This is a genomic window from Aeromonas sp. s13 (assembly GCF_040907905.1).
Classification (GTDB): domain Bacteria; phylum Pseudomonadota; class Gammaproteobacteria; order Enterobacterales; family Aeromonadaceae; genus Aeromonas; species Aeromonas veronii.
In genome coordinates this window covers 1-22,962 of the sequence record NZ_JBFOCS010000082.1, presented here as the reverse complement: position 1 = coordinate 22,962, position 22,962 = coordinate 1, and the positions used below count along the sequence as shown (strand labels likewise).

21 protein-coding genes and 1 tRNA gene are annotated in these 22,962 nt (G+C 60.2%); 13 read left to right on the top strand and 9 right to left on the bottom strand.

Annotation, left to right across the window (positions count from 1 at the left end; genetic code table 11):
- The first annotated feature begins 14 nt into the window (after nt 1-14).
- Complete coding sequence (locus AB5Y82_RS19220) at nt 15-1,421, top strand: YfcC family protein (RefSeq protein ID WP_005339725.1); 1,407 nt, start codon at nt 15-17, stop codon at nt 1,419-1,421.
- Nucleotides 1,422-1,553: 132 nt separating this feature from the next.
- Here AB5Y82_RS19220 and AB5Y82_RS19215 read toward each other — a convergent pair whose 3' ends face one another.
- The 5 genes from AB5Y82_RS19215 to AB5Y82_RS19195 all read right to left on the bottom strand — a co-directional run bounded on the left by AB5Y82_RS19215 (nt 1,554) and on the right by AB5Y82_RS19195 (nt 4,463).
- Nucleotides 1,554-2,045, bottom strand: coding sequence for an arginine repressor (locus tag AB5Y82_RS19215; RefSeq protein WP_005339728.1), 492 nt, complete (start codon nt 2,043-2,045; stop codon nt 1,554-1,556).
- A 200-nt stretch (nt 2,046-2,245) separates the two neighbouring features.
- Entirely contained in the window at nt 2,246-2,710 is a 465-nt protein-coding gene (gene pyrI / locus AB5Y82_RS19210) for an aspartate carbamoyltransferase regulatory subunit (RefSeq protein ID WP_005339730.1), read from the bottom strand.
- 15 nt (nt 2,711-2,725) lie between these two features.
- Nucleotides 2,726-3,646, bottom strand: coding sequence for an aspartate carbamoyltransferase (gene pyrB, locus AB5Y82_RS19205; RefSeq protein ID WP_005339735.1), 921 nt, complete (start codon nt 3,644-3,646; stop codon nt 2,726-2,728).
- Nucleotides 3,627-3,821, bottom strand: coding sequence for a hypothetical protein (locus tag AB5Y82_RS19200; RefSeq protein ID WP_013724188.1), 195 nt, complete (start codon nt 3,819-3,821; stop codon nt 3,627-3,629). The genes pyrB and AB5Y82_RS19200 overlap by 20 nt, the downstream gene beginning before the upstream one ends.
- 99 nt (nt 3,822-3,920) lie before the next feature.
- A complete protein-coding gene (locus tag AB5Y82_RS19195) occupies nt 3,921-4,463 on the bottom strand; it encodes a hypothetical protein (protein WP_193860848.1) in 543 nt (180 codons plus the stop codon).
- A 201-nt stretch (nt 4,464-4,664) separates the two neighbouring features.
- Here AB5Y82_RS19195 and AB5Y82_RS19190 point away from each other — a divergent pair.
- A tRNA-Trp gene (locus AB5Y82_RS19190) sits at nt 4,665-4,741 on the top strand.
- A gap of 144 nt (nt 4,742-4,885) precedes the next feature.
- Here AB5Y82_RS19190 and AB5Y82_RS19185 read toward each other — a convergent pair.
- Complete coding sequence (locus AB5Y82_RS19185) at nt 4,886-5,758, bottom strand: LysR family transcriptional regulator (RefSeq protein WP_368174404.1); 873 nt, start codon at nt 5,756-5,758, stop codon at nt 4,886-4,888.
- Between the two features lie 100 nt (nt 5,759-5,858).
- Between AB5Y82_RS19185 and AB5Y82_RS19180 the strand changes: the two genes are divergently transcribed.
- Together AB5Y82_RS19180 and AB5Y82_RS19175 are read left to right on the top strand one after the other, a co-directional pair.
- Nucleotides 5,859-6,356 carry a lactoylglutathione lyase family protein gene (locus AB5Y82_RS19180; RefSeq protein WP_042054839.1) on the top strand — a complete coding sequence of 166 codons (498 nt, stop codon included), beginning with the start codon at nt 5,859-5,861 and terminating at the stop codon, nt 6,354-6,356.
- Between the two features lie 207 nt (nt 6,357-6,563).
- Entirely contained in the window at nt 6,564-8,456 is a 1,893-nt protein-coding gene (locus AB5Y82_RS19175) for a methyl-accepting chemotaxis protein (protein WP_064337549.1), read from the top strand.
- 65 nt (nt 8,457-8,521) lie between these two features.
- Here the strand turns inward: AB5Y82_RS19175 and AB5Y82_RS19170 are convergent, their stop codons facing one another.
- Together AB5Y82_RS19170 and AB5Y82_RS19165 are read right to left on the bottom strand one after the other, a co-directional pair.
- Entirely contained in the window at nt 8,522-9,034 is a 513-nt protein-coding gene (locus AB5Y82_RS19170; RefSeq protein WP_368174403.1) for a lipocalin family protein, read from the bottom strand.
- Between the two features lie 17 nt (nt 9,035-9,051).
- Entirely contained in the window at nt 9,052-9,954 is a 903-nt protein-coding gene (locus AB5Y82_RS19165) for an AraC family transcriptional regulator (RefSeq protein ID WP_005339751.1), read from the bottom strand.
- A gap of 156 nt (nt 9,955-10,110) precedes the next feature.
- Here AB5Y82_RS19165 and yqhD point away from each other — a divergent pair, with 156 nt between their 5' ends.
- The 8 genes from yqhD to AB5Y82_RS19125 all read left to right on the top strand — a co-directional run bounded on the left by yqhD (nt 10,111) and on the right by AB5Y82_RS19125 (nt 20,781).
- Complete coding sequence (gene yqhD, locus AB5Y82_RS19160) at nt 10,111-11,274, top strand: alcohol dehydrogenase (RefSeq protein WP_368174402.1); 1,164 nt, start codon at nt 10,111-10,113, stop codon at nt 11,272-11,274.
- 506 nt (nt 11,275-11,780) lie between these two features.
- Nucleotides 11,781-13,307 (top strand): Re/Si-specific NAD(P)(+) transhydrogenase subunit alpha, encoded by a 1,527-nt coding sequence (pntA, locus tag AB5Y82_RS19155; RefSeq protein ID WP_040070064.1) that lies wholly within the window; start codon nt 11,781-11,783, stop codon nt 13,305-13,307.
- An 11-nt stretch (nt 13,308-13,318) separates the two neighbouring features.
- A complete protein-coding gene (gene pntB / locus AB5Y82_RS19150; RefSeq protein ID WP_005339759.1) occupies nt 13,319-14,803 on the top strand; it encodes a Re/Si-specific NAD(P)(+) transhydrogenase subunit beta in 1,485 nt (494 codons plus the stop codon).
- 98 nt (nt 14,804-14,901) lie between these two features.
- Nucleotides 14,902-15,681 (top strand): substrate-binding periplasmic protein, encoded by a 780-nt coding sequence (locus AB5Y82_RS19145; protein WP_368174401.1) that lies wholly within the window; start codon nt 14,902-14,904, stop codon nt 15,679-15,681.
- A gap of 147 nt (nt 15,682-15,828) precedes the next feature.
- Nucleotides 15,829-16,497 (top strand): transcriptional regulator, encoded by a 669-nt coding sequence (locus AB5Y82_RS19140; RefSeq protein WP_368174400.1) that lies wholly within the window; start codon nt 15,829-15,831, stop codon nt 16,495-16,497.
- Nucleotides 16,498-16,518: 21 nt separating this feature from the next.
- Nucleotides 16,519-17,820: a serine dehydratase subunit alpha family protein gene (locus tag AB5Y82_RS19135; RefSeq protein WP_236381593.1), complete on the top strand. Its 1,302-nt coding sequence runs from the start codon at nt 16,519-16,521 to the stop codon at nt 17,818-17,820.
- Nucleotides 17,821-17,953: 133 nt separating this feature from the next.
- Nucleotides 17,954-19,354 carry an L-cystine transporter gene (locus AB5Y82_RS19130; RefSeq protein ID WP_005341918.1) on the top strand — a complete coding sequence of 467 codons (1,401 nt, stop codon included), beginning with the start codon at nt 17,954-17,956 and terminating at the stop codon, nt 19,352-19,354.
- A gap of 98 nt (nt 19,355-19,452) precedes the next feature.
- Entirely contained in the window at nt 19,453-20,781 is a 1,329-nt protein-coding gene (locus AB5Y82_RS19125; RefSeq protein WP_236381591.1) for a CoA-disulfide reductase, read from the top strand.
- A 149-nt stretch (nt 20,782-20,930) separates the two neighbouring features.
- Here the strand turns inward: AB5Y82_RS19125 and AB5Y82_RS19120 are convergent, their stop codons facing one another.
- Nucleotides 20,931-21,686 carry an outer membrane protein assembly factor BamD gene (locus tag AB5Y82_RS19120; protein WP_005339769.1) on the bottom strand — a complete coding sequence of 252 codons (756 nt, stop codon included), beginning with the start codon at nt 21,684-21,686 and terminating at the stop codon, nt 20,931-20,933.
- A 117-nt stretch (nt 21,687-21,803) separates the two neighbouring features.
- Between AB5Y82_RS19120 and rluD the strand changes: the two genes are divergently transcribed.
- Nucleotides 21,804-22,784: a 23S rRNA pseudouridine(1911/1915/1917) synthase RluD gene (gene rluD / locus AB5Y82_RS19115; protein ID WP_005339771.1), complete on the top strand. Its 981-nt coding sequence runs from the start codon at nt 21,804-21,806 to the stop codon at nt 22,782-22,784.
- Nucleotides 22,785-22,962: the final 178 nt, after the last annotated feature.

Here is a 22,962-nt window from a genome sequence, read left to right as displayed (position 1 = left end):
AAGGAAGCTGGACCATGACCAAATTCAAGTTCCCGTCAGCCTACACGATACTGTTTGTGCTGATCGCCCTGGTGGCCGCCCTGAGCTGGATAGTGCCGGCCGGCAAATATGAGATGACCATGAACGAAGCCCTCGGCAAAGAAGTGCCGGTGGCGGGTACCTACAAACTGGTGGAGGGGAATCCCCAGGGGATCGTCGACGTGCTGCTGGCACCTATCGATGGCCTCTACAACCACGACACCTATGAGGCAGGCGCCATCGACGTCTCCCTCTTTATCCTGATCATCGGTGGTTTTCTTGGCATAGTGACCAAGACCGGTGCCATCGATGCCGGTATTGAACGTGTGACCGACCGCCTGCGCGGCCGGGAAGAGTGGATGATCCCGATCCTGATGGCGCTGTTCGCCGCAGGGGGCACCATCTACGGGATGGCCGAAGAGTCGCTGCCTTTCTACACCCTGCTGGTGCCGGTGATGATGGCCGCCCGCTTCGACCCTGTGGTCGCCGCGGCAACCGTATTGCTGGGTGCCGGTATCGGTACTCTCGGTTCCACCATCAACCCGTTTGCCACCGTGATTGCCGCCAACGCGGCCGGTATCTCCTTCACCGACGGTATCTGGCTGCGCGTCGCCATGCTGGTCGCCGGTTGGTTGCTCTGCGTTGCCTACGTCATGCGTTACGCCAAGATGGTGCGTAGCGATCCGAGCAAATCTCTGGTGGCTGACAAGTGGGAAGAGAACCGTGCCCACTTCCTTGGCAACAAGAGTGACCAGATGCTGGAGTTCACCCTGACCCGTAAAATCGTGCTGGGTATCTTCGTCGCCGCCTTCGCCGTGATGATCTACGGTGTCGCCGTGCTGGGCTGGTGGATGGCGCAGATCTCCGGTGTGTTCCTGGCTGCCGCCATCATCGTTGGTCTCATCTCCCGCATGAGCGAAGAGGAGCTGACCTCCAACTTTATCGATGGTGCTCGCGACCTGCTGGGTGTGGCGCTGATCATCGGTATCGCCCGCGGTATCGTGGTGGTAATGGATAACGGTATGATCACTCACACCATTTTGCACAGTGCAGAAGGGATCGTGACCGGCCTCTCCACCATCGTCTTTATCAACGTGATGTTCGTGCTGGAAGTGGTGCTCTCCTTCCTGGTGCCGTCCTCCTCCGGTCTGGCCGTACTGACCATGCCGATCATGGCGCCGCTGGCCGACTTCGCCAACGTGGGCCGCGATCTGGTGGTGACTGCTTACCAGTCTGCTTCCGGTCTGGTGAACCTGGTGACCCCGACCTCCGCCGTGGTCATGGGTGGTCTGGCCATCGCCAAGGTGCCTTATGTGCGCTGGCTGAAGTGGGTGGCTCCGCTGCTCGGTATCCTGACCGTGCTGATCGTGGTCTGCCTGAGCCTGGGCGCCGTGCTCTCCTGAGGGATGACAAGCAAGATGAAACGGGAGCCTGTGGGATCCCGTTTTTTATAGGCGCAAGAAGTGATGGACACAAAGTAGCAAGCAACAAAAAGGCGACCCGCGGGTCGCCTCAGTGCATTTGGGGGAGAGAGCTTAGCGGGCCTGCGCCAGCGTGCGCACCACGGCGGCATGGGCCTGACGGGTGCGGCTGATATGGCGCGGCGCGACCAGCACCACGTCATTGCCCGCGACGGCGCCCATGATCTCGGGATTGGCGTTGCGATCCAGCAGGCGAGCCACCACGGTGGCGGCCCCCGGAGTGGTGTGGATCAGCACCATCTGCTGGTTGTGTACCACTTCGCGCACCATGTCGTGGATCGAGCGGGTACTGCCGGCGGGTTCCAGCTGCTCATCGACCAAGGTGTAGACCTTCTTGCCGTTGGCATTCTGCGCTTTGGCGACGCCGAGGCGGCGCAGCAGGCGGGAGATGGTGGACTGGCTGATGTCGGCAAAGCCGCGCTCCGACAGCTCGCGGCGGATCTCTTCCTGGGTGCTGTAGCAGTGCTGACCGATGATCTGGCGACAGGCATCCAGCTGGGCCAGATCGGGCTCTTGGGCAACGGGACGACTGAGGGTTTTGACCACGGCGAATTCCTTTGATGATGACCGGAGGTAAACGCGCGATATCTGCCATAGCAGTCAGTTATCAGGCAAAAACACTGATAATCCATCTATATGCAGGGAATGAACGGGCATTACCATCTTGCGATGGCAAATTATAGCTGACTGGAAATTCGGTGATGTGACAGGGTTCAAAAATGGGCCCCGCAGGGCCCAATCAGATATCAGTAACGCTCGCTGACGATGTCCTGAGTGAAGGACTTCTCGCAATATTTGCACTTCATCCGCACCACGCCTTTCACTTCGCGCACCCGGAAGTAGCTGTCCACCGGCTCGTTATGGGAGATGCAGTTGGAGTTGGGACAGTGGAACACCCCAGCGATGAACTCCGGCAGCTCCAGCTGGTGCTTCTTCACCACATTGAAGTCTTCGATGATGTTGACGGTCGCTTTCGGGGCGAACAGCGCAAGCTGGTTGGCTTGCTGTTCGGTCAGGCGGGTGTTCTCGATCTTGATGAGATCCTTCTTGCCCAGCGCACCGGATTTCAGGTTGAAGCCGACGGTGATCCGCTCCTGGGTTTCGACCAGCTGGAACAGCTTGAGGATCTTGATGCCCTGGCCAGCGGGGATGTGATCGATGACGGAGCCGTGACGGATGGCTTCGACTTGCAGTTGGTTCTTGTCAGACATGATATTCCCCTAAGCTCAGACAGTTTCGTTCAGTACCAGTGCCAGCAGCGCCTGGCGTGCATAGACCCCGTTCTCCGCCTGCTGGAAGTAGCAAGCGTGGGGGGTCTTGTCGACCGCCACATCGATCTCGTCGACGCGGGGCAGGGGATGCAGGATCTTCATGGTGGGCTTGGCCCCTTCCAGAGTCGCCAGCTCCAGAATGAACTTGGCGGCCATGTGCTTGTATTCGGTCTCGTCGAAGCGCTCTTTCTGGACGCGGGTCATGTAGAGGATGTCCAGCTCCGGCATCACCTCTTCCATGGTCTGGTGGACGCTGAACTGGATACCCTTCTCTTCCAGCTCTTCGCAGATGTAGTCCGGCATCGCCAGCGCTTCCGGGGAGATGAAGAAGAAGCGGCAGTTGAACAGGCTGAGGGCCTGGGCCAGCGAGTGCACGGTGCGGCCATATTTCAGGTCACCGACGAAGGCGACGTTGAGGTTGTCCAGACGACCCTGGGTCTCATGGATGGTGAACAGGTCGAGCAGGGTCTGGCTCGGATGCTGGTTGGAGCCGTCGCCGCCGTTGATGACCGGCACGCGGGAGAACTCGGAGGCCAGACGAGCCGCGCCCTCTTTCGGGTGGCGCATCACCACCGCATCCGAGTAGGAGCCGATGATCTTGATGGAGTCAGCCAGCGTCTCGCCCTTCTTGGCGCTGGTGTTGCCACCGTCGGCGAAGCCGATGATGTTGCCGCCAAGGCGCTGTACCGCGGTCTCGAACGAGAGGCGGGTGCGGGTGGAGGCTTCGAAGAAGCAGCTGGCAACCAGCTTGTCTTTCAACAGGCTGGTGTCAGGTTCAGCCTTCAACCGTTGTGCGGTTGAGACTACCAGTTCCATTTCTGACCGGGTCAGGTCCGAAATGGAGATGACATGTTTCTTATAGAGTGGATTGGTCATCGTCTGCATTCCCTTTGACATCATTGGAGGTTTTTCGGGCACAAAAAAAAGCCCCTGAAACAGGGGCTTTTTTTAAAAATAACTGGGGATCGTTGGGGTGGGAACCGGAAACAACGGGGCCGCTCTGGTGCGCACCACCCGTCTGCAAGGCTGTTTTCTGAATCAAAAACTGCATCGTTTCGTCCCGACCTTTTTCAAAACCGGACAGATTATAGGGCCGCTTTTTTAATTGTCAAAATTTTATTTCCGATGCCAATTTCAGCATGAAAAACGTTTAAGTGGCGGAAACATGACGACAAATCCACACCTTGTGCGTCTCTTGCAGCGATTCCCCATCGCGGGCCATGGCGCGCAAATAACCGAGTCTGTGGTGTCCTTCCAGCAGGCAGTAGGGGCGGGGCAGGGGATGGCCGTTCGGGTAGCTGGCTCCCTCCTCCGGCGCCAGTACGATGACAGGTTCCGGCCAGGTGCCGTCGCTCAGCATCTTCTCGCCGAGCCAGGAGCGGCGGACATAACGGTTGCTGCGCAGCATCTCGCCCCAGCGCTCGATCACCTCCATATGGCGGGAGTCCACCTGATCCACCAGTTGCGCGGTGGGCCAGCTTTCACAGGTGAACTGATGGCTGGCGAGATCGATAAAGCTCCAGTTGGACTCAAAACCGCGCCAATGGCGGTAAATCCACTGGGAGAGCACATTTTCAGGAATAAAGGGCACCAGTGGCGCGACCCGTTCAAGATAGGCGGGCAGGGACTCTGTCTTGCGTTCATCCCTGAAGTTGAGGGGCGCCAGTTGTTGGAGCAATCGGTAATTGAGCATAAGTGGCCTCCCGGTACTTGATTTCACCCTACCCCCATTTATGTCCCATTCCTACCCCGGCAGGGCTGCAAATACAGCAAGTTATCCCGCTTTGCTGCACAAACAAGCGCGACTTGTTCGGGATTTGTGCAATCGCATTAAAAGTGTGAAAAAAGCCTTTACCTTTGAAACCCGCTTTGTATACTACGCCTCGTTTGTTGCAGGGGCGTAGTTCCAATTGGTAGAACAGCGGTCTCCAAAACCGATGGTTGCGGGTTCGAGTCCTGCCGCCCCTGCCATTTTCAGAAAGGCCAGCTCATTGAGCTGGCCTTTCGCATTTCCGGCGTTCGCCAATTTATCCCTCTCTCCTTTCTCTTCTCCTTCTTGCCGCTAGCCCTCGGTGACTGTGGCCACATTGATCTCGATGTCTGCCGCAAGAGCGTTCAGTGTGCAGCAACCCGCTGTTTCAGCACGGTGACCAGCCGCTGGTGGCGGGCGGGGAGCGGCCACTCGGCGCGGTAGATCAGCCAGAGGGTGTCGATCACTTCAATGCTGCTCTGGATCACCCGGATCTTCTCCTGCTGGGCAAAGGCGGTGACGGCGAAGCGGGGCAGCACGGTAAAGCCGAGGCCGCGGGCGACCGGCTCCAGGATCAGGCCGATCTGGTTGGTAAAGCCGCGCAGCGGGATCTCGTCAACGCGCTGGCCGGGGTAGCGTCGTCCCAACAGGCGTTGTGCCATGCTGCGGCCATCCGGGTGGTCGATAAAGCCGAGCTGACAGAGGTGCAGCCAGCTCGGCTCCTCGCCGTCGTTGGGTACCACCAGACAGAGGGGTTCGCGGGCGAAGGGCTCGGCGGCGATGCTGGGGTGTTCCGGCGGTTGATCCACCAGTCCCAGATCGCTGCGCCCTGCCAGTACCGCCTGCACTATGTCGGGGGTGGGGGCGAAACGGTGCTGGATGGTGAGTCCGGGGTGCTCCTGTTGCTGGTCGAGCAGCAGGGGATAGAGCAGCAGACCGATGCTGCCCGGGGTGGACAGGGTGATGGCGCCGCGGTGAGGGTCATCGTCCGAGAGGCGCGCCCGCAGCTGTTCGGCGGCCTGCGCCTGCTGGCGGGCGAAGTCGAGCAGCACCAGCCCGCGCGGAGTGAGCTCCAGCTGACGAGGCTTGCGCAGCAGCAGGGGGCCAAATTCGGCCTCGAGACGCGAGATATGCTGACTGACGGCGGCCTGGGTGAGATTCAGCCGCTCGGCGGCACGGGTAAAGCTGCCGGTTTCATGCACCACCACCAGGGTATGGAGCCAGAGTGGATTAACCATAAATTTAATTTATGCCTTCCATTAGTTTGACCTTATTTTTCATTATGGCGCCCCTTCCTATCATGTCACCTGTTTCCCACACACAATTTCAAGGTGATTTATGACTTACCCACGCAACTTCTCCCATATCGGTATCACGGTGACTGACCTCGACAAAGCGGTCGAGTTCTATACCAAGGTGATGGGCTGGTATCTCATCATGCCGGCGACCACCATCACCGAGGATGACTCCGCCATCGGCGTGATGTGCAACGACGTGTTTGGCCCGGGCTGGGGCTCCTTCCGCATCGCTCACCTCTCCACCGGCGACAAGATCGGCATCGAGCTGTTCGAGTTCCCCAACAGCGAGCAGCGCGAAAACAACTTCGAATTCTGGAAGACCGGAGTGTTCCACTTCAGCGTGCAGGATCCGGATGTCGAGGGGCTGGCGGCGCGCATCGTCGCGGCGGGCGGCAAGCAGCGGATGCCGGTGCGCGAGTACTACCCGGGTGAGAAGCCCTACCGCATGGTCTACATGGAAGATCCCTTCGGCAATATCGTCGAGATCTACAGCCACAGCTATGAGCTGACCTACTCCGCCGGTGCATATCAGGGGTAAGTGACAGGCCGCCTTCGGGCGGCCTGCTGCTTTGTTGTTACAAGAGTCAGTAGCATGGAATAGCGATCTGCTTCACACGAATAGCGCGTTCTGTTGTTGATAGATGGGAAAATATACAGATTCACTAAAGTCTGTTCATATTGCGGCCGATAGCCTTTGATACATCAGGGTTTTCCCTGCCTGACACAACAACAAGGATTCGTCGTCATGACCCTCTCTCTGCGCGGCAAGCTGCTGGCCACCAGTCTTGGCGTAGTGCTGCTGATGGCATCACTGCTCGGCATCGTTGCCTTTCACACCCTAAAATCCCGCACCATGAGCGCCATCCAGAGCGAGGCGGTCAACTATGGCCACGCCTACTCGGTCGCCATCGGCGACTGGATGACGGATCGCAAGAACACAGTCCATGCGCTGGTCAACCTGATCAGCGATAACCCCCAAGCCGAGCTGGTGCCGCACCTGAAGCAGGCCTACACCTCCGGTGGGTTCGGGCTCACCTATTTTGGCTCCGCGCAGGGGGTGATGACCCGGCAGGATCCCTCCCTCAACACCGGCAACTATGACCCGCGCGAGCGCCCCTGGTATCAGGATGCGGTGAAGGCGGGGCAGCTGATCGTCACCGCCCCCTATGTCAGCGTCACCATGCAGAAGCTGGTGGTCACCCTCTCCGAGCCGGTACGCCATCAGGGCGAGCTGGTCGGTGCCGTGGGGGCCAACCTGGCGCTCGACAAGCTGATCGACGAAGTACTGGCGATGAAGGTGCAGGGTGAAGGCTATGCCATGCTGCTCGACAGCAGCGGCCTCATCGTCGGCCATCCGCAGAAGGATTTGGCGCTCAAGCCCATCGCCGAACTGGCGCCGGGACTCTCTGCCGCCACCTTCCAGCAGTGGGGCCGTGAAAACAGCGAGCTGCACGCCGCCACCCTCGACGGGCGGGATGTGCTGCTGGCGGTACAACCGGTGCCGGGCACCGACTGGCTGCTGGCAATGGTGATGTATCGCGATGTGCTGGAAGCGCCGCTCAGCAGCCTGCTGTGGGAGCTGGTGGGGCTGACCTTGGTGCTGATGCTGGTGTTCAGCGCCCTGCTCACCGCCACCTTCAAATACCTGTTCGCCGATCTCGGTCGGGTCGCGCACGCCCTGCACGACATTGCCCACGGCGAGGGGGATCTCACCGTTCACATCAACACTCACAGCAAGGATGAGGTGGGTCAGCTGGCCCAGAACTTCAACCAGTTTGTGGCGCGGCTGCACGGTATCGTCAGCCGGTTGCGGGATGTGACCGTCGAGCTGGCGGCACAGTCTCGTGCTCAGGCGGCCGGGGCGCAGGCTCGCAGTCAGCGGGTGCGCCAGCAGCAGGACGAGATCGTGATGGTGGCGACCGCGGTGACCGAGATGGCTTCCGCTACCCAGGAGATCGCCGGCAACGCCGAGTTTGCCGCCACCACCGCCACCGATGCGGTTGCACTGGCGGTCGCCGGTCAATCCCAGGTTGGCCAGAGTCAGCGCAGCATTACCGGTCTGGCGGACGAAGTGGCCGATGCCAGCCAGATCATCAATGAGCTCGACAGCCATGCCCAGAAGATCAGCGGCATTCTGGCGACCATCAGCGGCATCGCCGAGCAGACCAACCTGCTGGCGCTCAACGCCGCCATCGAGGCGGCCCGGGCCGGTGAGCAGGGACGCGGTTTCGCGGTAGTCGCGGACGAGGTGCGGGTGCTGTCGCGCCGTACCCACGACTCTACCGACGAGATCCAGCAGATGATCGAGACCCTGCAGCAGACCACCCGTCGCGCCGTGGGTGGCATGGAGACCAGCCGTCAGCTGGCGGGTACCAGCGTCGAGGATGCGGAAGCGGCCAACCAGAGCCTTGCCCGGATCAACGAAGCGATCGGCTCCATCAGCGACATGGCGACCCAGATCGCCGCGGCGGCCGAGGAGCAGACTTCAGTGACCGGCGAGATCAGCCGCAATACCGAGAATATCCGCCACGTCTCGCAAGAGCTGGCCGAGCAGGCGGGCAACGAGGCGGCGCAGGCGGCCGAACTCAAGTCGCTGACCGAGCGGCTGGAGCAGGAGATCGGCCGCTTCCGGCTCTGACATCCCGCCACGCCAGCAACAGAAAGGGCAGCCCGCGGGCTGCCCTTTGTTATTTCACGACTGGCTTAAGGGTTCTGCTTGACCCAAATCAGCTGGTCGGTGGCAAAGCCCAGCGATTTCGCTTTGGCGACCAGCGCATCCACCTTTGCCTTGGGTGGGTTGGGTGAGCGGGAGAGGATCCAGAGGTAGTCGTGGTTGTAGCTGGTCACCAGCGAGAGCTGATAATCGGGGTCGAGGTCGATGACGTTGTAGCCGCCGTAGAAGGGGCCGAAGAAGCTCACCTTGAGCCGCGCCTCGTCCGGGTTGCCGACGAAGTAGGCCTTGCCCTCGGCTTCGCGCCAGCTGCCATCGCTCTGCTTGCCGCGGTTGAGCACCTTGATGCCGCCATCGTCCCGCAGGCTGTAGGTGGCGCTCACCTGCTCCAGCCCCCGCTCGAAGCTGTGGTCGAGGCGGGCGATCTCGTACCAGGTACCGAGATAACGATCGAGCTGGAAGCCGGTGACGGGGCGGATGCCGTCGGCGAGGCCGGTGCAGGCCGTCAGCAGAAAAGCGGTGAACAGGCAAAGCAGTGAACGCATAAGTAATCCCTCTCTTGTTATCCCTCTATGATGCGCAGTTGGCCATCCCGGAAGCGGGAGGCCTGATCCGTCGGCGTGCTGCCGAAGAAGCGCTTGTACTCCCGACTGAACTGGGAGTTGCTCTCGTAACCGACTCTGGCTGCCGCGGTGCCCGCCTTGATACCGTCGTGCAGCATCATCATCCGCGCCTTGTGCAGGCGAAACGACTTGATGTACTGCAGCGGTGAGGTGGCAGTGACCGCCTTGAAGTGGTGGTGAAAGGCGGAGACGCTCATGTTCACCTCCCGCGCCAGCTCCTCCATGGTGAGGTTGTCGGCATAACGGGACTCTATCATACGCAGCACCCGGGCGATCTGGCCCACATGGTTGTGGCGATTGGCGAGCGCCTGCAGCGCCGGGCCGCCCCCCTCGGTGAGGGCGTGGAACAGCATCTCCCGCACCGTTTGCGGTCCCAGCACCCTGGCGTGCAGCGGGTTGTCCATCAGCTCGATCAGTCGCTCGGCAGCGCAAAACATGGTTTCGGACAGGGGGACCGAGTGGACGCCGCTCTTTTGTGGCGCGGGGGCGGGCAGGGCATCGCCCAGCTCCAGCAGCAGCTCTTGCAGGGTGACCAGATCGATCTCGATGGTAAAACCGATAAGCGGCTGCTCGGGGGAGGCGAAGCACTCGCACTCGCAGGGGAGCGGCAGGGTCATCAGCAGGTAGTGGTTGGGGTCGTAGCGAAACACCTGATCCGCCAGATAACCCACCTTGTGTCCCTGCAGGATAACGATCATCCGCGGTTGGTAGAGCACCGGGGTGCGGCCATGGTGCTCGGTGGTATAGATGAGGTTGACCTGTTTCACCGGTGATGGGGTGATGCCGGGGGCGGTGACGTGGCGGGTCAATCTGGTTGCGAGGTCGCTGTAACGGTTTTGCATGGCGCTCTTTGATTCGATAGTTCCGGTTTTCGCTGCTTTGTAGAAATAGGCAAGAATCAAGCAGGATGTTGTCTTGATGGTAGAGTGGTTCTGGAGAAAAATGCAATCACGATTTCGCGGCCTGGCCGCCCTGACTATCAGAAGAAGGCAATGTCGATGAACAACTTTACTCTCCATACCCCGACCAAAATCCTGTTCGGCCAAGGGCAGATCGCCCAGCTGCGCGAGCAGCTTCCGAGCGATGCCCGCGTCATGATCACCTACGGTGGCGGCAGCGTGGTACGCAGCGGCCTGCTGGAACAGATCCGCAACGAGCTGGCTGGCATGACCCTGTTTGAATTTGGCGGCATCGAGCCGAACCCGGCCTACGAGACCCTGATGGGCGCCGTGGAGCTGGCCCGTGCCGAGCGGGTCGACTTCCTGCTCGCCGTTGGCGGTGGTTCCGTGCTCGATGGCACCAAGTTTATCGCTGCTGCCGCGCACTACGATCTGGCCAAGGATCCCTGGCACATTCTCGAGACCGTCGGCAGCGAAGTGCGTTCCGCCATCCCGCTCGGTTCGGTGCTGACCCTGCCGGCGACCGGTTCCGAAATGAACATGGGCGCCGTCATCACCCGTCGCAGCAGTGGCGACAAGGTGCACTTCTTCTCGCCGTTCGTGATGCCGCGCTTCGCCGTGCTGGATCCGGTGCTCACCTACACCCTGCCCGAGCGTCAGGTGGCGAACGGGGTAGTTGATGCTTTCGTCCACATCGTGGAGCAGTACCTCACCTATCCGGTCAACGCCAAGGTGCAGGATCGCTTCGCTGAAGGCTTGCTGCTGACCCTGATCGAAGAGGGCCCCAAGGCGCTGGCCGAGCCGCACAACTACGAGGTGCGCGCCAACATCATGTGGAGCGCCACCATGGCGTTGAACGGCCTGATCGGTGCCGGTGTGCCGCAGGATTGGGCCACCCACATGCTGGGTCACGAGCTGACTGCCCTGCACGGCCTCGACCACGCCCAGACTCTGGCGGTGGTGCTGCCTGCCCTGCTGCAGGCCAAGCGCAAACAGAAACATGCCAAGCTGCTGCAATACGCAGAGCGGGTGTGGGGTCTGAACAGCGGCAGCGAAGCGGAACGCATCGACGATGCCATTGCCGCGACCCGCGGCTTCTTCGAGCGGATGGGGGTCAAGACCCGACTGCGCGACTACGGTCTGAAAGATCTGGGTATCGACACCCTGATCGGCAAGCTGGGTGAGCACGGCATGACCCGTCTGGGCGAGCACAGCGACATCGATCTGGTGCAGAGCCAGCATATTTATGAAGCGGCCTGGTAAGGGCCGCCAATCGGTGCCAAACGGGCGAAACGATTGAATTGCCGGGGCCCTCTCCCGCCATCTGGCGGCTGAGCGGCCCGCTTTTGTTGGGAAAATGTTACTTTTCGGCGTTTCGCTGCGAGAAGTGAGACGAAAGCGGATTTCGTAAGAACAAAAAACGCTAAGATAGAGGGCCGGTAAAACATTTTTTTTGACTGGTTGGATCACTTTTTTCAGCCGTTTTTACTGGTATAAGCCTCTAATTTGGTTTGTTTTTTTTAATCGTAGCCAGGGATGGGCTGAATTCTGTACGAGTGCCGTCGGGACTGCGGTTGTAATAAAACTCCAAAATTTGATACTAATCACCTTCGCGCCTGAAAAGCGGGGGCCTGACCATGACAGGAGGTTGAGGTAAAGCCTACTGATTTTCATAACAAAGAGCCCTGGACCTGCACTTTGGTCATGTCTTGTTTCGTCAGAAGTGAGACACTGGGCAGCGATTGTTTATTAACCATCAGGGAATAGTCATGCAGATTGGAATACCGAGAGAGAGTCTCGCCGGTGAGACCCGGGTCGCAGCGACCCCGGCTACCGTCGAGCAGCTGAAAAAGCTCGGCTTCGAGGTCGCCATCGAGACCGGCGCAGGCCTGTCGGCCAGCTTCGATGATGCCGCCTTCGAGGCTGCCGGTGCCAGCGTGGTGCCGAATGTCTGGCAAGCCGACCTTATCTTCAAGGTCAATGCGCCGACCGATGCCGAGATCGCACAAATTAAAGATGGCGCCACTCTGGTGAGCTTCATCTGGCCTGCCCAGAACCCTGAGCTGGTCAAGAAGCTGTCCGAGCGCAACATCAATGTGATGGCGATGGATATGGTGCCGCGGATCTCCCGTGCCCAGTCCCTCGATGCCCTCTCCTCCATGGCCAACATCGGTGGCTATCGCGCCGTGGTTGAAGCTGCGCACCAGTTCGGTCGCTTCTTCACCGGTCAAATCACCGCAGCCGGTAAAGTGCCGCCTGCCAAGGTACTGGTGATCGGTGCCGGTGTAGCCGGTCTGGCCGCCATCGGTACGGCCGGTTCCCTCGGTGCCATCGTGCGTGCGTTCGATACCCGTCTGGAAGTGGCCGAGCAGATCGAATCCATGGGTGGGGAATTCCTCAAGCTGGACTTCGGTGGCGAAGATGGCGCATCCAGCGATGGTTACGCCAAAGTCATGTCCGATGAGTTCATCAAGGCCGAGATGGAGCTGTTCGCCCAGCAGGCCAAAGAGGTGGATATCATCATCACCACCGCCCTGATCCCGGGCAAGCCGGCTCCCAAGCTGATCACCAAAGAGATGGTCGACAGCATGAAGCCGGGCTCCGTCATCGTGGACATGGCCGCTCAGGCTGGCGGCAACTGTGAATACACAGTGCCGGGCGAACTGCATGTCACTGCCAACGGCGTCAAGGTGATTGGTTACACCGATCTGCCGGGTCGTCTGCCAGCCCAATCCTCCCAGCTCTACGGTACCAACCTGGTCAACCTGATGAAGCTGATGTGCAAGGAGAAGGACGGCAACGTTGCCATCGACTTCGAAGACGTGGTTCAGCGCAACATGACGGTGATCCAGGCCGGTGAAGTGACCTTCCCGCCGCCCGCCATCTCCGTCTCTGCTGCCCCGCAGAAACCGGCCGCCGCCAAACCGGCAGCCAAGAAGGAAGAGGCCAAGCCTTCCAACAAGAAGTTCGTGTTCGGTGCCCTCGGCATCGCCGCCTTCGGCTGGATCGCCTCCGTTGCCCCGGCAGCCTTCCTCTCCCACTTCACCGTATTCATCCTGGCCTGTGTGGTCGGTTACTACGTGGTGTGGAACGTCTCTCACGCCCTGCACACGCCGCTGATGTCGGTCACCAATGCCATCTCCGGCATTATCGTGGTCGGTGCCCTGCTGCAGATCGGGCAAGGGTCGACCTTGGTCACCGCGCTGGCGTTCATCGCCGTGCTGATTGCCAGTATCAACATCTTCGGCGGCTTCACCGTCACTCAGCGCATGCTGAAGATGTTCCGTAAGGATTAAGGGGGTTTAACGTGTCTCAAGGACTGGTAACAGCATCCTATATCGTTGCCGCCGTGCTCTTCATCCTCAGTCTCGCGGGACTGTCGAAGCAAGAAACGGCCAAGCATGGCAACCTGTTCGGTATCGCGGGTATGGCTATCGCCCTGCTCGCTACCGTATTCAACCCGGAGACCAGTGGCGTTCACTGGATCATTCTGGCCATGGTGATTGGCGGTGCCATCGGCGTGCGTCTGGCACTCAAGGTCGAAATGACCGAGATGCCCGAGCTGGTGGCCGTGCTGCACAGCTTCGTGGGTATGGCGGCAGTGCTGGTGGGCTTCAACAGCTTCATCGATCTGCACCCCTCTGCACCTGCTGAGGTCGTCGTCTCCGTCGGTTCCAATCTGGATGCCACCCTGGCAGCCGCCCGTGCGGCGTTCGAGCAGGCCAACAGCGTTGCTCAGGTCGAGCACCTGACCGGCGCCATGCTGAACATCCACCTGGTCGAGATCTTCCTGGGCGTCTTCATCGGTGCCGTAACCTTTACCGGTTCCGTGGTTGCCTTCGGCAAACTGCGTGGTCTCATCTCCTCCAAGCCGCTGATGCTGCCGCACCGCCACAAGCTGAACCTGCTGGCCGTGGTCGCCTCTCTGGCCCTGATGGTCTACTTCGTCAACGCGGGCGGCTCTACCTTCGCCCTGCTGGTGATGACCCTGATCGCCTTCGCCTTCGGCTGGCATCTGGTTGCCTCCATCGGTGGCGCAGACATGCCGGTGGTAGTCTCCATGCTGAACTCCTACTCCGGTTGGGCGGCGGCGGCGGCGGGCTTCATGCTCTCCAACGACCTGCTGATCGTCACCGGTGCCCTGGTGGGTTCCTCCGGTGCGATCCTCTCTTACATCATGTGTAAGGCGATGAACCGCTCTTTCATCTCCGTGATCGCCGGTGGCTTCGGCTCCGACGGCGTAGCCTCCACGGCTGATCAGGAGATGGGCGAATACCGCGAAACCAGCGCCGAGGAAGTGGCTGACCTGCTGAAAAATTCCAGCTCCGTCATCATCACCCCGGGCTACGGTATGGCGGTGGCGCAGGCCCAGTATCCGGTGGCTGAAATCACCCAGAAGCTGCGTGATCGCGGCGTCAAGGTGCGCTTCGGTATCCACCCGGTTGCCGGTCGTCTGCCTGGCCACATGAACGTGCTGCTGGCGGAGGCGAAAGTCCCGTATGACATCGTGCTGGAAATGGACGAGATCAACGACGACTTCGCCGATACCGATACCGTGCTGGTGATTGGTGCCAACGACACCGTCAACCCGGCCGCGATGGAAGATCCGGGCAGCCCGATCGCCGGTATGCCGGTGCTGGAAGTGTGGAAAGCGCAGAACGTCATCGGCTTCAAGCGCTCCATGAACACTGGCTACGCCGGCGTCCAGAACCCGCTGTTCTTCAAGGAAAATACCCAGATGTTGTTTGGCGATGCCAAGGCCAGCGTCGAGGCAATCCTGAAAGCACTGTAAGTGCCATTCAGAGAGTGAATATCAAGGAGGCTTCGGCCTCCTTTTTTATTGCTCATCCCTTGTATATCCTCAATCCATACGGACCATGAGGGATCTCCATGATGTGGTGTCAGGGTTGGCGAAGGATCGGGTTGTACGGCTGGCTGCTGGCCTCCCTGTTTGGTGCTGGTTCGGCTGTGGCGACAGACGAGCCGCCGACTCTGACGCTGCTGACCGAGCTGTGGCCCCCTTATGTGATGCGTGATGACAATGGCGAGCTGGCCGGCGCAGATCTCGATCTGGCCTGTACCGTGTTGCGCCAGATGGGTTATCGCACTGAAATCAGGGTGCTGCCCTGGAAGCGGGTTCTGCAGCAGGCCCGTCTCAGGCAGGGGGATGCGGTGCTCGATGTCTTCTTTGAACCTTCCCGCCAGCATTGGCTCCACTACCCCGAAGAGCCGCTCTCTTACAGCGGCGAAGTGCTCTTCTATCCGACGGTTCGTCCGGTGGATTTCAGGCAGCTCTCCGACCTCAAGGGTCTGCGGATAGGTATTCAGGAAGATTATGCCTACAGCCCCGATTTTCTGACCGATCCCGGGGTGATCCGGATGCCGATGACGGGGGAGGGGAATGCCATCAAACAGCTGCATTTGATGATGGCCGGTCGGCTGGACGGGGTGGTGCTCAACGAGCGGGTCGGTCGCTACTTGCTGCATACCCAGGGGCTACAGGATCAGGTGAACCACGGCTCGCGTCTGCTGACCGACGACAACCGCAACTTCCTCGCGTTTACCCACAAGCCCGGCCACGACCAGCTGGCTATCCGCTTCTCCTCTGCCCTCAAGGCATTCAAACAGACTCCCGCCTACAAGCAACTGCTGGCCCGCTATCACCTCTGAGTTGCTGCCCTGCTGTGCGCCGCTTCACAATTTGTCGCACTTTGTTAAAAGGTGGGCATAATGGCGAGCAAAAAGGGGATGCCGCTCAACATTAGTTGATCTTGTTGATAGTAGAATCAACTGTGGTTTACTCAGAGTTACTCATATATGTCCACAGCAGCCACCACTGACCAGATCAATTCGTTAACGGATGAAGAACGTCATCTGATCGCCAGTTTCGAGCCCGCGGTCGAGGCGCTGGCCGCGCTGTTTGGCGCAGGGTGCGAGGTGGTGTTGCATGCGTTCGATACGCTGGATGCATCGGTCATCAAGATTGCCAACGGCAATGTCACCGGTCGTCGGGAGGGGGCGCCGGTCACCGACTTTGCCCTCAACCGCTTGCAGGGGGAGGCGGGCAGCCAGTGGAGCAGCTACTTCAGCCGTACCCGCGACGGGACGCTGATGAAGTCCTCCTCCATCACCATCAGCAACCGGCAGGGCAAGCCCATCGGCATGCTCTGCGTGAACTTCAGTCTGGATACCTCCCTTGGCAGTCTGCTCGATACCTTTGCGCTGCCAGCGGCACCGGCGCCGCTCAACAACGAGACCTTTGCCAGCTCGGTGGACGATCTGGTGACTCAGGTGATTGAGAAGGTGGATCGGGACGATTCGCTCTCCTGCACGGTGCGCAACAAGGAGATAGTGACCCGGCTCTTCGACATGGGGATCTTCGAGATCAAGGAGGCGGCCCAGCTGGTTGCCCGGATGCTCGGCATCTCCCGTCATACTGTTTATCTGCATATCCGTAATCACAAAGCGGATCTGAACAAGCAATAACTGCCTGCGGGCACCCTGAACATGAGAAACACTGCGATGAAAGCACAATGGACCGACTTTATTACCCTGCTCAAGCGTGAAGTGGTGCCGGCCCTGGGCTGTACCGAGCCGATGTCGGTGGCGCTGGCGGCGGCCAACTGCCGCAAGCTGCTGGGGGAGACCCCGACCCGCATCAGCGTCTGGGTCAGTGGCAATCTGTTCAAGAACGGCATGGGGGTCGGAGTACCGGGCACCGGCATGATCGGTCTGCCGGTGGCCGCTGCGGTCGGCATCACCGGCGGCAATCCCGATGCCGGGCTGGAGGTGCTCAAGACCCTCACACCAGAACTGGTGGAAGCGGCCAAGGCGCTGCTGCCGGTGATCAAGGTGGATGTGAAGGATGTGCCGGACGTGCTCTACGCCGAGGTGCTGGCCGAAGTGGAGGGCCATAGCGCCCGGGTGGTGATCTGCACCGACCACACCCGCATCATCCTGATGGAGAAGGATGGCGAGGTGCTGATGGAGCAGGCCAGTGCCCCCGGCGTGCAGATCCAGCCAGCCAAATCCGCCAAACCGGCCATGACCCTGCGGGAGATCGTCGATTTTGCATTGGAAGTGCCGCTGGCGGAGATCGACTTTATCCGCGAGGCCGCCACCATGAATCAGGCGCTGGCAGATGAAGGGTTGCAGGGTTACGGCCTGAAGATCGGCAAGATCCTCACCGAGCAGGTGGAGCGCAAGCTGCTCTCCGATGATCTGATGACTCTGGCGATGCGCCTCTCCTCCGCTGCCTCCGATGCGCGAATGGATGGTGCCATGCTGCCCGCCATGTCCAACTCCGGTTCCGGCAATCAGGGCATTGCCGCCACCATGCCGGTGGTCGCGGCCGCCCGCTTCCTCAAGGCGAGCGACGAGCAGCTGACCCGGGCACTGGTGATGAGCCATCTGGTGGCCATCTACATCAAGACCTATCAGAACAAGCTGTCGGCCCTCTGCGCCGCCAGTACCGCCGCCATGGGTGCCGGTGCCGCCATCACCTGGCTGCTGGGTGGCCAGTATCAGCAGATCAGCCACTGCATCAACAACATGATTGGCGATGTCTCCGGCATCATCTGTGACGGCGCTGGCAGCGCCTGCTCCATGAAGGTCTCCACCTCCACCTCGGCGGCGGTTAAGTCTTCGCTGATGGCCATCAACAACCTGCATGTCCCCCAGAGCGAGGGGATCGTCTCCGACGATGTAGACCAGACCATCGCCAATCTGGGCCGTCTCTCCAAAGAGGGGATGCTGGATACCGACATCGAAATCATCAACATCATGCGAGCGAAACAGCAGAAGCAGTGAATCTGTGACAAGGGGGCGATAGACCCCCTTGTTCTTGTCACGACGGCGCAGACCGTCTGACACGGTTGCCAGGGCAAGCATGGCGCTTGCTCTTGTTTCTCGGGCCCAAGCCCGCTTTTTGGGGAGTCATACCATGACATTTAGCGTTATCGGCAATCTGGCCATCGCCGCCATCTTGCTGTTCTTTCTCTACCGGTTACAGGAAAAACATGTGAGCTTCACCCGCCGGGTATTTGCCGGTCTGGGGCTCGGTATTCTGTTCGGCGCCGCGTTGCAACTGCTTTACGGTGCAGGTTCGCCCGTCATTGTTCAGACCATCGACTATCTGGATATCGTGGGGAGCGGCTATGTGAAGCTGCTGCAGATGATCATCATCCCGCTGATCATGGTCTCCATCATCAGCGCTATCTTGAAGCTCAATGGTGGCACAGCGCTGGGCAAGATCAGCGCCATGACCATAGGCGTGCTGATCTTCACCACCGCCATCGCCGCCGGGGCGGGCATCCTGATGTCCAACCTGTTTGGCCTGACCGCTGAAGGGCTCACCTCCGGGGCCGCCGAGAGCGCCCGTGGTGCCGCGCTGCAGACCACCCTCGGCAGCGTCGAGAGCATGTCTTTCGCCAAGATGATGCTGGAGTTCATTCCCGCCAATCCCTTCCTCGACATGACCGGGGCGCGCAAGACCTCCACCATCGCCGTGGTGATCTTCTCCATCTTCATTGGCCTCTCCGCCACCGGCATCGCCCGCAAGAAGCCGGAGATCTTCGCCAGCTTCAGCCACTTCGTGGCCGTGGCTCATGCCATCGTAATGCGAATGGTGACTCTGGTGCTGCGCCTGACCCCGTTCGGCGTGCTGGCGCTGATGACCAAGGTGGTCTCCGGCTCCAACTATGCGGATATTCTCAACCTGCTCAGCTTTGTGATGGCCTCTTACGGTGCCATCGCCATCATGTTTGTCGTGCACCTGCTGCTGGTGAGCATGGTCGGCATCAACCCGCTGCGCTTCCTCAAGAAGATCACGCCGGTGCTGGCGTTTGCCTTCACCTCGCGCACCAGTGCGGGCTCCATCCCGATGAACGTGCAAACCCAGACCAAGTCGCTGGGTATTCCTGAGGGGATCGCCAACTTCGCCGCCTCCTTCGGTTCCACCATCGGCCAGAACGGCTGTGCCGGTATCTATCCGGCCATGCTGGCCGTGATGATTGCCCCGACCGTTGGGGTTAACCCGATGGATCCCGGCTTTATCATGACCCTGATCGCCATCATCACCGTCAGCTCCTTCGGGGTGGCCGGGATTGGCGGCGGCGCCACTTTTGCCGCGCTGATCGTGCTCTCCGCGCTGGACTTCCCGGTGGCGCTGGCCGGTCTGCTCATCTCCATCGAGCCGCTGATCGACATGGGCCGTACCGCGCTCAACGTTTCAGGCTCCATCACCGCAGGGACGGTGACCAGCCGCCTGATGGGCGAGACCGACATGCATGTGTTCAACAGCGATCACGAAGTGAGTCTGGACGGCGAAGAGTCCACCGTCTGAGTTGCTGTCGGTTGATCTGCCCGTGGAAAGGGGCGACTCTTTCCCGTCATAGACCGCAGGGAGGGCATGCCCTCCCTGCGCCATTGAGAGGAAAAACAATGAGAATTCTGATCATCGGTGGCGAAGCCGCCGGTATGAGCGCGGCGGCCAAGGCACGCCGTCTGGCCAAAGATGCCGACATCGTGGTGTATGAGGCCTCCGAAGTGATCTCTTTCGGTGCCTGCGGCCTGCCTTACTTCGTCGGCGACGAGTTTCAGGAGCCCGGCTACATGGCCGAGTTCACCCCCGAGCAGTTCGCTGCCAAGGGGATCGAGGTCAAGATTGGCCATCGGGTATTGAGCGTTGACGCAACAGCCCAGACCCTACAGGTGGAGCACAACGGCGACACCTTCACCGATCGCTACGATCGGCTGATGATTGCCACCGGTGCCCGCGAAGTGATGCCCCCCATCCCCGGTCTGCAGCAGCAAGGGGTATTCGGTCTGCGCCGGATGGCCGACGGGCTGGTGCTTAAGGCGGCGGTGCAAGACAAGAATAATCGCCGCGCCGTGGTGATTGGCTCCGGCTTTATCGGGCTGGAAGTGGTCGAGGCGCTGGTCCATCAAGGCAAAGAGGTGCGTCTTATCGAGCTGGCGGATCGGGTCATCCCCGATGCGTTTGATGGCGAGATCACCCAGCACATCGAAACCGAACTGCGCGAGCAGGGGGTCTCTCTCCATCTGGGTGAGCGAGTTGAAGCACTATTGGGGGATGGTCGGGTGACCGGCGTGCGCACCAGCCAGGGCGAGTACGAGGCCGATATCGTGGTGGTCTGCACCGGGGTCAAGCCCAACACCGAGTTTCTGGCTGATACCGGCATCGAGCGGCTCGGTAACGGCGCCATTAAGGTGGATCGTCAGGGTCGCAGCTCGCTGGCCAACGTCTGGTCGGCCGGTGACTGTGCCAGCGTCTGGCACAGCGTGAAGCAGCAGCAGGTCTATGTACCGCTCGCCACCATCGCCAACAAGCTGGGGCGCATGGTAGGCGAGAACCTGGCGGGTGCCGAGCAGGAGTTCCCGGGTACCCTCGGTTCTGCGGCGCTCAAGGTGCTGGGGCTGGAGGCGGGCCGTACCGGCCTCTCCGAGCAGGAAGCCAGGGCGATGGGCATCGACTATCGCACCGTGGTGATCAAGGATAAGTGCCACACCAACTACTGCCCGGGTCAGTCCGACATTCACGTCAAGCTGGTCTATGAGGCGGGCAGCAAGCGGCTGCTGGGCGGCCAGATCCTCGGTCGCAAGGGGGCGGTCCACCGCGTCGACGCGCTGGCGGTTGCCATCACCATGGGAGTGACCACCGAGCAGCTCGGCATGCTGGACTTTGCCTACGCGCCGCCCTTCTCCCGCACCTGGGATGCCCTGAACGTGGCGGGTAATGTCGCGAAGTAAGCGTTGCGATGACGGACGGCGTTGGGAAGGCGCCGTTACGTTGCCCCAGCTCTGCAGAGCCCCTGCGGGTAATTTCAGTGGCTAAATTGCAGCAATAAAAAAACCGATGCCAAGGCATCGGTTTTTTGTTACCGGTTTATCCGTATCACTCAGCCACGGCCGAGGCGGTTCTCCGGGTAGTTCTTGGCCAGCACTTCGCGGGCATGCTTGGCCAGCTGCGGCATCTTCAGGGCGTCGTAAGACTCGACCATGATCTCCAGCGCCTTCTCGGTTTCGGCTGTGTCGGGGTAGGTTTCGACAATCAGCTTGGCCCGGTTGGCGGCTGCGACCAGTGCATCGCGCTTCACGTAATACTCGGCCACGCTCAGGTCATATCGGGCCAGACGATTCTTCAGGCCAATCATGCGGGCGCGGGCATCGGCGGCATAGACGCTGTTGGGGTAGTTCTGCAGCAGGGTCTTGAAGTCCTGGAATGCCTGACGGGCATAAGCCGGGTCTTTGTCGTCACGACCGATACCGAACAGGCTCTGGAAGAAGTTGTAATCCGCCGCCATGTTGGTTAGGCCGCGCATATAGAAGACGTAATCGATATTTTTATGCGCCGGATTGAGGCGGATAAAACGGTCGATATTGGCGATCGCCTGAGCGGTATCATCCTGCTTGTAGTAGGCATAGATGAGGTCAAGCTGCACCTGGTTGGAGTAGGCGCCGAACGGGTAGCGAGAGTCCAAAGCCTCAAGCAATTCAGTGGCTTGCACGTAATTGCCAACGTCCAGTTTGAGGCGTGCTTTCTGGTACAGGGTCTCCGGCGGTTCGTCGGGTACCTTGGGTTTGGTGCTGGAACAGCCTGTGATCAAGGTAGCGACCAAGGCGAGCGACATCAGCAGGTGAGACTTCTTTCCCATCAACAACATCCGGTCCATTTCCACGAAATTGGCAAAGTATCCGTTATGCTTGGCTAAAAGAAAAGCTAGAATACCCGGATTATTTCGAATTGATACCCCCCGCTCAAGAGACCATACATGAGCCAGCATATTGAACTGACAGGCGAATTCCAGGATCACCAATTCGGGCAGCGACTCGACCAGGCCCTGGCCGAATTGTTTCCAGACTACTCCCGCACCCGCATCAAGGAGTGGATTTTACAGGACAGAGTGACCCTGGACGGTCAGGTTGCCAACACCCCGCGCGAGAAGATTCTGGCCGGGCAGCAGGTGCATGTGAATGTCGAGCTGGAAGATGATACTCGCTGGGATGCCCAGGATATCGAGCTCAACATTGTTTATGAAGATGAACACATTCTGGTGATCGACAAACCGGCCGGTCTGGTGGTTCACCCGGGCGCAGGTACGCCGGATGGCACCATCCTCAACGCCCTGCTGCACCGCTACCCCGGCATTGCCGAGGTGCCCCGCGCCGGTATCGTGCACCGTCTGGATAAAGACACCACAGGTTTGATGGTGGTTGCCAAAACCGTACCCGCACAGACCCATCTGGTGGAAGCGTTGCAGGCACGCCAGATCACCCGTGAGTACGAAGCGATCGCCATCGGTCACATGACCGCCGGTGGCACCGTCGATGCGCCCATCGGCCGTCACCCGACCCAGCGTACCCACATGGCCGTAGTGCCCAATGGCCGCCCCTCTGTGACCCACTACCGGGTTCACGAGAAGTTCCGTGGCCACACCCGTCTGCGTCTGCGTCTGGAGACCGGCCGTACCCACCAGATCCGTGTCCACATGGCGCACATCAAGCACCCGCTGGTGGGAGATCCCGCTTACGGTGGCCGTCTGCGCCCGCTGCGCAACGCGACCCCCGAGCTGACCCAGGCACTGCGCAACTTCAACCGTCAGGCGCTGCATGCCACCATGCTGCAACTGGCTCACCCCATCACGGGGGAAGTGATGCAGTGGCACTCAGCTACACCGCAAGACATGGTGGAGCTGATGGAAGTGCTGCGCGCGGATACTCTCGCCAATCCGGACGATCTGGTCTGGAACTGATGTGATAGGGCCTGCTGCGTCGGTTTCTGGCGTCATCCGGCCCGAATAGATGCCAAACGGGGTTCCCTTGCAGGAGCCCCGTTTTTATATCGGTGAAATTGAAGGAGTCACAGATGAAATGGATCGAACCTGACTGGCCTGCTCCGGCCAATGTCAGAGCCCTGTCAACTACTCGGGA

Coding starts and splice junctions, on each gene's coding strand:
- AB5Y82_RS19220 (WP_005339725.1), top strand. CDS start 15: ATGACCAAATTCAAGTTCCCGTCAGCCTACACGATACTGTTTGTGCTG.
- pyrI (WP_005339730.1), bottom strand. CDS start 2,710: ATGTCTGACAAGAACCAACTGCAAGTCGAAGCCATCCGTCACGGCTCC.
- pyrB (WP_005339735.1), bottom strand. CDS start 3,646: ATGACCAATCCACTCTATAAGAAACATGTCATCTCCATTTCGGACCTG.
- AB5Y82_RS19200 (WP_013724188.1), bottom strand. CDS start 3,821: ATGCAGTTTTTGATTCAGAAAACAGCCTTGCAGACGGGTGGTGCGCAC.
- AB5Y82_RS19195 (WP_193860848.1), bottom strand. CDS start 4,463: ATGCTCAATTACCGATTGCTCCAACAACTGGCGCCCCTCAACTTCAGG.
- AB5Y82_RS19185 (WP_368174404.1), bottom strand. CDS start 5,758: ATGGTTAATCCACTCTGGCTCCATACCCTGGTGGTGGTGCATGAAACC.
- AB5Y82_RS19180 (WP_042054839.1), top strand. CDS start 5,859: ATGACTTACCCACGCAACTTCTCCCATATCGGTATCACGGTGACTGAC.
- AB5Y82_RS19175 (WP_064337549.1), top strand. CDS start 6,564: ATGACCCTCTCTCTGCGCGGCAAGCTGCTGGCCACCAGTCTTGGCGTA.
- AB5Y82_RS19170 (WP_368174403.1), bottom strand. CDS start 9,034: ATGCGTTCACTGCTTTGCCTGTTCACCGCTTTTCTGCTGACGGCCTGC.
- AB5Y82_RS19165 (WP_005339751.1), bottom strand. CDS start 9,954: ATGCAAAACCGTTACAGCGACCTCGCAACCAGATTGACCCGCCACGTC.
- yqhD (WP_368174402.1), top strand. CDS start 10,111: ATGAACAACTTTACTCTCCATACCCCGACCAAAATCCTGTTCGGCCAA.
- pntA (WP_040070064.1), top strand. CDS start 11,781: ATGCAGATTGGAATACCGAGAGAGAGTCTCGCCGGTGAGACCCGGGTC.
- AB5Y82_RS19145 (WP_368174401.1), top strand. CDS start 14,902: ATGATGTGGTGTCAGGGTTGGCGAAGGATCGGGTTGTACGGCTGGCTG.
- AB5Y82_RS19140 (WP_368174400.1), top strand. CDS start 15,829: ATGTCCACAGCAGCCACCACTGACCAGATCAATTCGTTAACGGATGAA.
- AB5Y82_RS19135 (WP_236381593.1), top strand. CDS start 16,519: ATGAGAAACACTGCGATGAAAGCACAATGGACCGACTTTATTACCCTG.
- AB5Y82_RS19130 (WP_005341918.1), top strand. CDS start 17,954: ATGACATTTAGCGTTATCGGCAATCTGGCCATCGCCGCCATCTTGCTG.
- AB5Y82_RS19125 (WP_236381591.1), top strand. CDS start 19,453: ATGAGAATTCTGATCATCGGTGGCGAAGCCGCCGGTATGAGCGCGGCG.
- AB5Y82_RS19120 (WP_005339769.1), bottom strand. CDS start 21,686: ATGGGAAAGAAGTCTCACCTGCTGATGTCGCTCGCCTTGGTCGCTACC.
- rluD (WP_005339771.1), top strand. CDS start 21,804: ATGAGCCAGCATATTGAACTGACAGGCGAATTCCAGGATCACCAATTC.